Source organism: Verrucomicrobiia bacterium (assembly GCA_036405135.1).
Taxonomy (GTDB): domain Bacteria; phylum Verrucomicrobiota; class Verrucomicrobiia; order Limisphaerales; family JAEYXS01; genus JAEYXS01.
The window spans coordinates 129,409-137,936 of record DASWYF010000025.1; the positions used below are offsets into that span (position 1 = coordinate 129,409).

8 protein-coding genes are annotated in these 8,528 nt (G+C 56.0%); 5 read left to right on the forward strand and 3 right to left on the reverse strand.

The window, feature by feature from the left end:
* Positions 1-4 precede the first annotated feature (4 nt).
* Complete coding sequence (gene argJ / locus VGH19_13445) at positions 5-1,351, reverse strand: bifunctional glutamate N-acetyltransferase/amino-acid acetyltransferase ArgJ (GenBank protein ID HEY1172366.1); 1,347 nt, start codon at positions 1,349-1,351, stop codon at positions 5-7.
* A gap of 165 nt (positions 1,352-1,516) precedes the next feature.
* On the opposite strand from argJ, the gene VGH19_13450 reads away from it, so the two are divergent.
* On the forward strand, positions 1,517-1,948 hold the full coding sequence (locus VGH19_13450; protein HEY1172367.1) for a hypothetical protein: 432 nt from the start codon (positions 1,517-1,519) through the stop codon (positions 1,946-1,948).
* A 232-nt stretch (positions 1,949-2,180) separates the two neighbouring features.
* Positions 2,181-3,605: a hypothetical protein gene (locus VGH19_13455; protein HEY1172368.1), complete on the forward strand. Its 1,425-nt coding sequence runs from the start codon at positions 2,181-2,183 to the stop codon at positions 3,603-3,605.
* A 40-nt stretch (positions 3,606-3,645) separates the two neighbouring features.
* Here the strand turns inward: VGH19_13455 and VGH19_13460 are convergent, their stop codons facing one another.
* Positions 3,646-4,866 (reverse strand): hypothetical protein, encoded by a 1,221-nt coding sequence (locus VGH19_13460; GenBank protein HEY1172369.1) that lies wholly within the window; start codon positions 4,864-4,866, stop codon positions 3,646-3,648.
* 142 nt (positions 4,867-5,008) lie between these two features.
* Between VGH19_13460 and rfbA the strand changes: the two genes are divergently transcribed.
* From rfbA to rfbB, 3 genes are all read left to right on the forward strand, one after another.
* Positions 5,009-5,899, forward strand: a complete 891-nt coding sequence (rfbA, locus tag VGH19_13465) for a glucose-1-phosphate thymidylyltransferase RfbA (GenBank protein HEY1172370.1) — start codon at positions 5,009-5,011, stop codon at positions 5,897-5,899.
* Complete coding sequence (locus VGH19_13470; protein ID HEY1172371.1) at positions 5,896-6,846, forward strand: sugar nucleotide-binding protein; 951 nt, start codon at positions 5,896-5,898, stop codon at positions 6,844-6,846. The genes rfbA and VGH19_13470 overlap by 4 nt, the downstream gene beginning before the upstream one ends.
* Before the next feature lie 126 nt (positions 6,847-6,972).
* Positions 6,973-7,986, forward strand: a complete 1,014-nt coding sequence (rfbB, locus tag VGH19_13475) for a dTDP-glucose 4,6-dehydratase (protein ID HEY1172372.1) — start codon at positions 6,973-6,975, stop codon at positions 7,984-7,986.
* Positions 7,987-8,024: 38 nt separating this feature from the next.
* Here the strand turns inward: rfbB and VGH19_13480 are convergent, their stop codons facing one another.
* Complete coding sequence (locus VGH19_13480) at positions 8,025-8,291, reverse strand: hypothetical protein (GenBank protein HEY1172373.1); 267 nt, start codon at positions 8,289-8,291, stop codon at positions 8,025-8,027.
* Between the last annotated feature and the right edge of the window lie 237 nt (positions 8,292-8,528).

The window sequence follows — 8,528 nt, forward strand, 5'->3', positions numbered from 1 at the left end:
CCGCTCAGCCCCCCAACGTCGTCGGGTCCGTCACATCGCCCTTGTTGAAATCCACATAATGCTCCGTCAGGTCGGCGGCATACATGAACGTCCCGGCTTTGCCGAGGTTCAGGTTGATGTGCAGCTCGAATTCCTTCGGTGATGCGGCGATGCACAAATCCTTGAAGGTCGCCTTCGTTGGTTGTCCGCGCTTGAGGCTCCAGAGAACCTTTTTTGCTCCTGGTGCGCTGTAGCCGATGTCCACCTTCTCCTCCACGATCTTCGCCGCGCTGTAACCGAGCGCGTCGATGATCCGGCCCCAGTTCGGATCGCCACCGTGCCAGCTCGTTTTCACAAGCGCACTGTTCGCCACCGCGCGGGCAGCGGCATCCGCGTCTTGGATATTCTTTGCGCCGCTCACCCGCACCGTCACCACGCGATGCACACCTTCGCCATCGCGCACGATCATCTTGGCGAGTTCGAGGCAGACGTGATTAAGCGCCGCTTGGAACGCCTGGAAATCTTCGCTCTTCGTGCCCTTGATCTGCTTGTTCTCCGCCAAGCCGTTCGCGAGAACGAGCACCGTGTCGTTCGTGCTCATATCGCCATCCACGGTGATGCGGTTAAAGCTGCTCGCCGTGGCTTCTTCCAAAGCGACTTGCAAGGTCTTTGCCTCAATCGCCGCATCCGTCGTGATGAAGCAGAGCATCGTGGCGTGCAGACCTGCGGGCACACCTTTCGGCAAGGCCGCCGGACGCGCACCCGTCGCGCTCATGCCGGGTTGGATCATGCCCGCGCCCTTGCACATGCCGCCCATGCGCACCTTCTTGCCGCCGAGCTTGAATTCGATCGCGACCTGCTTCGGCTTCGTGTCACTCGTCATGATGGCTTCAGCAGATTCCGCCGCGTGCTGGACATCGCTACCGAGCAATTGTAGAGCATCATGGATGCCCGTGCGCACATTCTCCATCGGCATGGTCACACCGATACGGCCCGTGGAGCCGACCAAAACATGTTCTTCCGGCAAGTGAAGCTGGCCCGCGACGAGTTTCGTCATATCCAGCGCGTCCTTCATGCCCTGGCGACCCGTGCAAGCGTTCGCATTGCCGGAGTTCACCACCACGGCTTGAGCGACGCCCTTCTTCACGCGCGGCACGCAGACCTTCACCGGCGCGGCGCAGATCTGGTTCGTCGTGAACATGCCCGCCACTGTGCAAGGCACTTCGGAGACTATGACCGTGAGGTCACGCTTCTGCCCCTTGTTCGAACCCTTGCCAGTGCCGAGACGCTTGATGTCGCAGAACACGCCGGAGGTGAGAAAGCCTTGCGGCGCGACGATAGCGCCTTCCACTTGCTTGAACGATTTCTTCATTAACTTTTTCTGCCGGTCGAAACCAGCGGGCGCAACGGAATCATGCCGGGGCGCGGGTGTCAATGGGTGTGCAGACGGTTTAACCACAGATTCACATAGATGGACATAGATAAGACCAGGCAGACTCGACAGCACCTACTGAACTTGTAGCCTGAACGAAAGGGTATGCGTTCAGTCGTCATCTATCTGAAGGATGCGGAGAAAACAGCCGTCACCGAGGTGCTATCCACCTTCGCCAAATCTTTTCCCGGCCCAGAGTGGATATCCCCGCTCACTGGCGATCCCACCATCTGGATCCGATACTATGATGAATACCTAAGCGAACTGGAATTGGAAGACTTGGTGGACTTGGTAAAAGCCCTCGGACAAATGCCGAGCATTGCTTTGATCGCCGACATATCCGGCCGTATCAACGGCGAGAAAGAGGCGAAGTTCATCACTGATAAGCTTCTAAGCGTGTTCTCTGGTGTAGCCAACAATGGCTACAGCGAACACTATTGGTCACTCACTGAAATCAATTCCGACGCCACTCGAGAAGTCCTCCGCTTCTTCGACTCCCAAGGGTGGTATGACAAACTCACCCATCAGAAAGAGTAAGCTCACCTGATTGGAGCGCCGATCTCTGAATCGGCGAGAGCTGCTTTAGCGGAGCGCGACTCTCCGAGTCGCAGCAACGTACTCAAGCACGATGGCATCAGGAATTTCAACGCCACCGGACATTCGAACATTGCTGCGGGTCGGAGACCCGCGCTCCTAAAATGTTGCAAACAGTCAAATCACCTCTGGTTTGGATAAAGACAAATCCCGCCATCTCTGCCACGCTTTCCCCATGAGCCAATATGAGTCGTATAAAAATCTCCCAGCGCTGGCGGGTATCTGCACGATGGCCGAAGCGCAACGGACTGGCCTCTCTGTGGAGGATTGCGTCCACCGGCTCAAACGTTTTCATTACGCCTTCAAGCGCCTGCACCACATCTTCACCGCACGACTGACCGCCGAGCCGATTTACGAGCTGAAGATGGCGTTCAGCTATCACTCACACATCTGCGCCGAGCATGTCAGCATGCTGCGCAAGCGTGTCGGTGAGATGCGCGAGCCACCCCTTGGTCTGGATGTCGTTCCAGATAAAAGCCTCGAACTGTTCTTCAATGAAATCCTTAGTGCCCCGACTACGGAAGAGCTGTTGCTCGGGGTATATGAGAAAGCCGTGCCTGCGCTGAAAGCCGGATTGGAACGACATCTCGCGAATACGAATCCACTGGTGGATCACCCTTCCGTGCGCGTTGTTCGCCATGCCTTGCTGGAGCTGAATGATATTTTCGATTACGGCACGAAGGCGATCGCCTGCATTGTTTCCAGTCAAGCGCGGGAGGCGGCTAAACCTTGGCTCGCATTGCTGGATGATTGCCTCGCCACCGTCGGCTCACTCGATGGAGCAAACGAACCCGTGCAGAAGAATCTCCCGCTACATTACTCCGCCAAGCCTTACCAATACGATGGCTTTCCGCAGCGTGATGAACGGTTCCCAGATCCTTACAACATGGGCGTGAATGCCGAGGTGTTCCTCTACGATGAACAATTTACGCCTGATCCCAAGACGTTGATGATGTTCTACAAGCGCCTGCGCGAGATCGATGTGCCGGAGATGATGGCGAGCATCATCACGGAGACGCCGGACAAACCGTGGGGTTACTATCAGGACATGACACGCCAGCTTTGGGACGAGGCGCGCCACGCCATGATGGGCGAGGTCGGCTTTGCGAATCTCAATATCAACTGGCCGGAGAAGGTGATGGTGAATTTCACATGGTCCATGGCGCTGAACACGCAGTTGAAACCCATTGAGCGCCATGCCGTGTTGTATTTCATCGAGCAAGGGCTGATGCCCAAGACAGGCAAGCGTTTCGAATGGGAAGTGGGGCTGGCCTCGCACAATCCTCTCGCGGGTCTGTTCCAAGATTACGATTGGGCGGATGAAGTGCTCCACGCCCGCGTGGGTCGCGATTGGTATGTGAGCCAGATCGGCGAAGCCAAACAGGCCATCCAATACGGCGACGAATGCTGGTCCAAAGTCCTCATGGGCTGGACCACCTGGCGCGATGAAGGCCACACCCAACACCGCAACTGGTGGCCCGATGTCTATACCGCCGCCTGCCAAACCTGGGGCATTCAACCTGACCCTAAAGTGCTCGCCTACAATACGAGCTACGAGAGCGTTCGAGCGGATCTGAAGGATTTGAGCGCATCCGCGTAAGAGCAGCCGCCTCGCATACGGGCTAACGAAACGAAACTTGCTACGGAATCGGATTGAGATTCTTTATCCAGTGCGTGTTGATGCCCCGGTTATATTGATCCCAGCCTTTTTCACCCAAGATGCCTTTCACTGAGGCTTCGGTCTGTTGCTGTAATTGTTGCAGCATCTGGACTCGTTGCTCCTGTGTCAGGTCTTGGTTTTTCAACACATTCATCGTCCCCTGTTCAGCGTAATTTTTTAGGTCGTACACTTTGACTGCTTCCGCAGCACTCAGCTCGCCCTTCACCGCCGCCTGATAGATCTGCTGGAAGTTCCAATCCTGCGCACGCTCATAGGCGATATACCGTTCCTCTCCAATCGCGTTCTTGATACCTTCCTTAAGCTTGCCTTCGGCATCCTCCCGGATCTTGCGTTGCTCCTCATTTTCATTCCCGCGCGTCAAGGGTGAGAATTCGTTATCAAACGGCTCCCGCAGTTTGAAGACCGCCATGAACTCAGCTTCGTTCGGATCGAACCCCGCAGTCTGGCTGCGCATCAGGTTCGCCGTCAGCGAAAAACGCAGTTGATAATCCTCAAATTCCTCAGGCGTCATGGATGCCTTGAGCGCCGCCTCCGTTTCTTTGATCGCCGAGGCCATCGCCTCCTGATCGCTTCCGTTCTTGCTGGCTTCCATCATTCTGGACTGCTTGTCCGTGAGGATCTTGATCACACGGGTCTTTTTCTCCTCTGGCAGGAAATCCATCATCGCATCGAAAGGTGTCACCACTCGCGCTAGCTCGGCCTTGCCATCGGGAGTGATGCCCAGGGCGCGCAGCACGGCGAGCTTTTCCTCCTCCAGCGCCTTCAGCTTCTGCATAAGCCCGGAATCCATCGCCCCTAAAAGCGGGTTGCCACCCTTCCAATACTCGAACTTCCCGCCTCCACCCCTAAGTGTCTGCTTCTTCTGTTCGTAGAGTTTGTTCACATCCGCGAGGATGATGTCGCGAATCGTTTCCTCCGGGCAGCCGATGGCCCGCAGGTTGTCGATGTATTCCTTATAGTCGCCAGATTCCACCATCTCCCAAGTAATCCGCTTGGTCACTGTATTGGTAACCACTTGTTTATCTATTCTCGGAGCGGTTGCCGATGCATTCACCGCAGTTTTGCTCACCTGCCCTTCTGCAAGCGGTTGAGACGATGGCTGGGGTCGCAACGCATAACCCGCTTGCAACACGTTTGAGATCACGGAAATCGCCAGAATGACTTTGATATTATTGTTCATAACTCGTTACCAAAGTGATTAAGCAGGCCGGTCTAATTGTTACGGAGAAAAGTTCGCAGCCATCCAAAGCTCCTTTCTACCAAGGATTACGGAGCATTTTCGTGCTGGATTAGTTGCCTCGGGTTTTCAATCCTAGGCTCAAATGAAAGGCATCATTCTCGCCGGTGGCGCAGGGTCGCGGCTTTATCCGCTGACGCTGGTGGCAAGCAAGCAGTTGCAGCCCGTTTACGACAAGCCGATGGTCTATTATCCGCTGACCACGCTCGTCGAGAACGGCATCCGTGAGATCTGCCTCATCTCCACGCCGCACGACCTGCCCCGCTTCAAACAATTGCTAGGCGATGGCAGCCAGTGGGGCATCACACTGGAATATCGCGAACAGGCCAAGCCCGAGGGCATCGCGCAAGCCTTCCTCATCGCCGAATCGTTCATCGGTAATGACAGCGTGACGCTCATCCTCGGTGACAACATTTTCTATGGTGGCGATGTCTTCTCCAAGGCGTTCAGTGAATTCAAAAGCGGTGCCGTCATCTTCGGTTATCACGTGAATGATCCGCGCCGCTATGGCGTGGTGGAATTTGACGAAACCGGCAAAGCCATCTCCATTGAAGAGAAGCCGAAGGTGCCGAAGAGCAGCTACGCGGTGCCTGGCCTCTATATTTACGACAACCAGGTGGTTCCCCTGGTGAAAGCGCAAAAGCCTTCCGCCCGTGGCGAACTGGAAATCACCGATTTGAACGTGGCCTATCTGAATCGCGGGATTATGAAGGTCTATGGCCTCGCACGCGGCTTTGCCTGGCTGGATGCGGGCACGAGCAGCAGCTTGCATGAAGCCTCCTCGTACGTGCTGACCATCGAGCGCCGCCAAGGTGTGAAAATCGGCTGCCCGGAGGAAGCGGCGTTCCGTCGCGGCTTCATCTCGCTCGATCAACTGGCGGAACTCTGCACGCGCATCCCGCAGTGCGAGTATCGCGAGTATCTGGAAAGCGTCGTGGCGGAAGCGAAACGTTTGAAATCGGGAGGTGTGTTGTGATCGTCGTATTGGGAGCGAGTGGTTATTTCGGTGAGGCGTTCGTCCGCCAACTGGCATCCAGCGGCAAGCCTTACAAGACGTTGTCCCGTCGCGAACTGGATTACTCGAAGTTTGCGCTGTTGCTGAATTTCCTCAAAGAGACGAAGCCTGACCTCGTGGTCAACGCTGGTGGCTTTACCGGTCGCCCGAACGTCGATGCCTGCGAGACGCAACGTGCGGAAACATTGCTCGGCTCCGTCGTCTTAGGCCAAACCGTTGTCTCCGCTTGTGAGATGACTGGCATCACTTGGATGCAGCTTTCCTCTGGCTGCATCTACAATGGTGCGTTCGTGAAAGAAGGCTCGCAATGGCGCTTGGAAACCGACCTGACCAAACCCGAGATCCGCCATCTCGTGGAGACGAAGCCGGAAATGGTCGCGGGCTTTAAGGAAACGGATGATCCGAACTTCTCCTTCCGCCGCCCGCCCTGCAGTTTCTACAGCGGCAGCAAGGCGCTCGCGGAAGAAGTGCTCTCGCAATTCGGCAACGGCTACATCGTGCGTCCGCGCATCCCGTTCGATGAGTTCGACAACGCGCGGAATTACCTCAGCAAAATCCAGCGTTACGCGAAGGTGTATGACAATGTGAACGCGATCTCGCATCGCGGCGACTTCGCCTGGGCATGCTTGGAATTGTGGAACCGCCGCGCTCCCTTTGGCACGTATAACGTGACGAATCCAGGCTTCGTGACCACGCGCCAAGTCGTGGCGAAGATGAAGCCCGCGCTCAAGCTGGAGCGCGAGTTCGAGTTTTTCTCCGGCGACAGTGATTTCTACAAAGTGGCGAAAGCGCCGCGCTCCAATTGCCTCATGGATGTGAGCAAGCTCTTGAGCACCGGCATCAAGATGCGCTCGGTGGAAGAGGCGCTGGAAGATGCGTTTGCGAATTGGAAACCGGAGAAGAGTTAACCACAGATGGACACAGATTCACACAGATAGAAGTGTGAATCTGAAGTCACAGTTGAACATGGGAAGCCCTACTTAGAACAGGCGCCTTAAACCTGTCGGCAAGATGCCGGCAGCACGTTGATTTTTATGAACTTATTGGTGACTGGTGGTGCGGGATTCATTGGCTCGAATGTCATCCGGTTGATCATTGATCGGCCAGAAATCACGCGCTTGGTGAATCTGGATTGCCTCACATACGCGGGGCATCTCGAGAACTTGAAAGAGTTCGAGAAGCATCCGAAATATGCCTTCGAGAAAGTCGATCTGCGCGACAAGGCGGCGGTGTTGGAAGTGGTGAAGCGTCATCAGATCACGCAGGTGATGCATCTCGCAGCGGAATCACACGTGGATCGTTCCATCAGCGGGCCGGGCGATTTCATTCATACGAATGTGCTCGGCACGTTCCACTTGTTAGAGGCGTGTCGCGATGTTTGGGCGGGCAACTTCACCGGCAAACGTTTCCATCACGTTTCTACGGATGAAGTTTACGGCAGCCTCGGTGCCACGGGTTATTTCCTCGAGACCACGCCTTACGCGCCGAACTCTCCCTACTCCGCCAGCAAGGCCTCCAGCGACATGCTGGTGCGCGCGTATCACCACACGTATGGCATGCCCACGGTGATCACGAATTGCTCGAACAATTACGGTCCGTATCAGTTCCCGGAAAAACTCATTCCAGTGGTCATCCAAAATGTGCTCACGCGCAAATCCATCCCCGTCTATGGCGATGGCATGAACGTGCGCGACTGGCTCTACGTGGGCGATCACGCCGGGGCGCTCTGGCAGGTGCTCGGCAAAGGCAAGGATGGCGAGACATATAACATCGGCGGGCACAACGAGTGGGCGAACATCAACATCGTGAACCTCATCTGCGATCTGATCGACGAGATGAAGCCCGAACTGGGCGGCGGCTCACGCAAGCTCATCACGTATGTGAAAGACCGCGCGGGACACGATCGCCGCTACGCCATCGATGCCACGAAGATCAAGAATGAGCTGGGCTGGGTGCCGGCTTATACGTTTGAACGCGGCATCCGGGATACGGTGCGGTGGTATCTGGATAACCAGGCGTGGGTGGACACGGTGAAGAATAAGAAGTAGGCCGGTTGCACCGGTGGGCCATTCTGCCAAAGGCCGCTTTAAACTTTGGATAGTAGTGCTTTCTCCGCAGGCGTCAGTTCAGTGCGCAGGTCTTCGGCCTTGGGGAAAGGGAGTCCGCGTTCGCCGTTGTAGAGCTGGCGCAGACGTTCGTCATCCGGGCCTTCTTTGCGGCGGATGATCTCTGGAGATGTGCGCATGCCGTTCAAGCGGCGGGCACGACGTCCCTTTAGCCAGTCCTCATAGGACATGACTTCATTCATCGGGATCGTAGGGAAACCCGACATTGAGAGTTTGGGACTGCTCATGGATTAACGCTTTCACCTGCGGCCAAACCGCATACTCCTTCACGTTAGCAAGTCTTTTGACTTCGCGCCAGTCCAGTTCTACGTCTTTCAACAACGCGGGCGCATCTTGACACTGCCCCCGATTAGGTAGTGAACCAGAGTTGATCCCAGTGGTGATTATGGCGTGCCTCGGAGAGTGCGGCCAGATGGCGCATGCCTTTGGGCGTCCAGAACTGGCCGGGCCGTTTGAAGCGGCAC

What these genes read in the sequence shown, in the direction of transcription:
- VGH19_13455 (HEY1172368.1), top strand. Translation starts at nt 2,181, where the DNA reads ATGAGCCAATATGAGTCGTATAAAAATCTCCCAGCGCTGGCGGGTATC.
- VGH19_13460 (HEY1172369.1), bottom strand. Translation starts at nt 4,866, where the DNA reads ATGAACAATAATATCAAAGTCATTCTGGCGATTTCCGTGATCTCAAAC.
- rfbB (HEY1172372.1), top strand. Translation starts at nt 6,973, where the DNA reads ATGAACTTATTGGTGACTGGTGGTGCGGGATTCATTGGCTCGAATGTC.
- VGH19_13450 (HEY1172367.1), top strand. Translation starts at nt 1,517, where the DNA reads ATGCGTTCAGTCGTCATCTATCTGAAGGATGCGGAGAAAACAGCCGTC.
- argJ (HEY1172366.1), bottom strand. Translation starts at nt 1,351, where the DNA reads ATGAAGAAATCGTTCAAGCAAGTGGAAGGCGCTATCGTCGCGCCGCAA.
- VGH19_13480 (HEY1172373.1), bottom strand. Translation starts at nt 8,291, where the DNA reads ATGAGCAGTCCCAAACTCTCAATGTCGGGTTTCCCTACGATCCCGATG.
- rfbA (HEY1172370.1), top strand. Translation starts at nt 5,009, where the DNA reads ATGAAAGGCATCATTCTCGCCGGTGGCGCAGGGTCGCGGCTTTATCCG.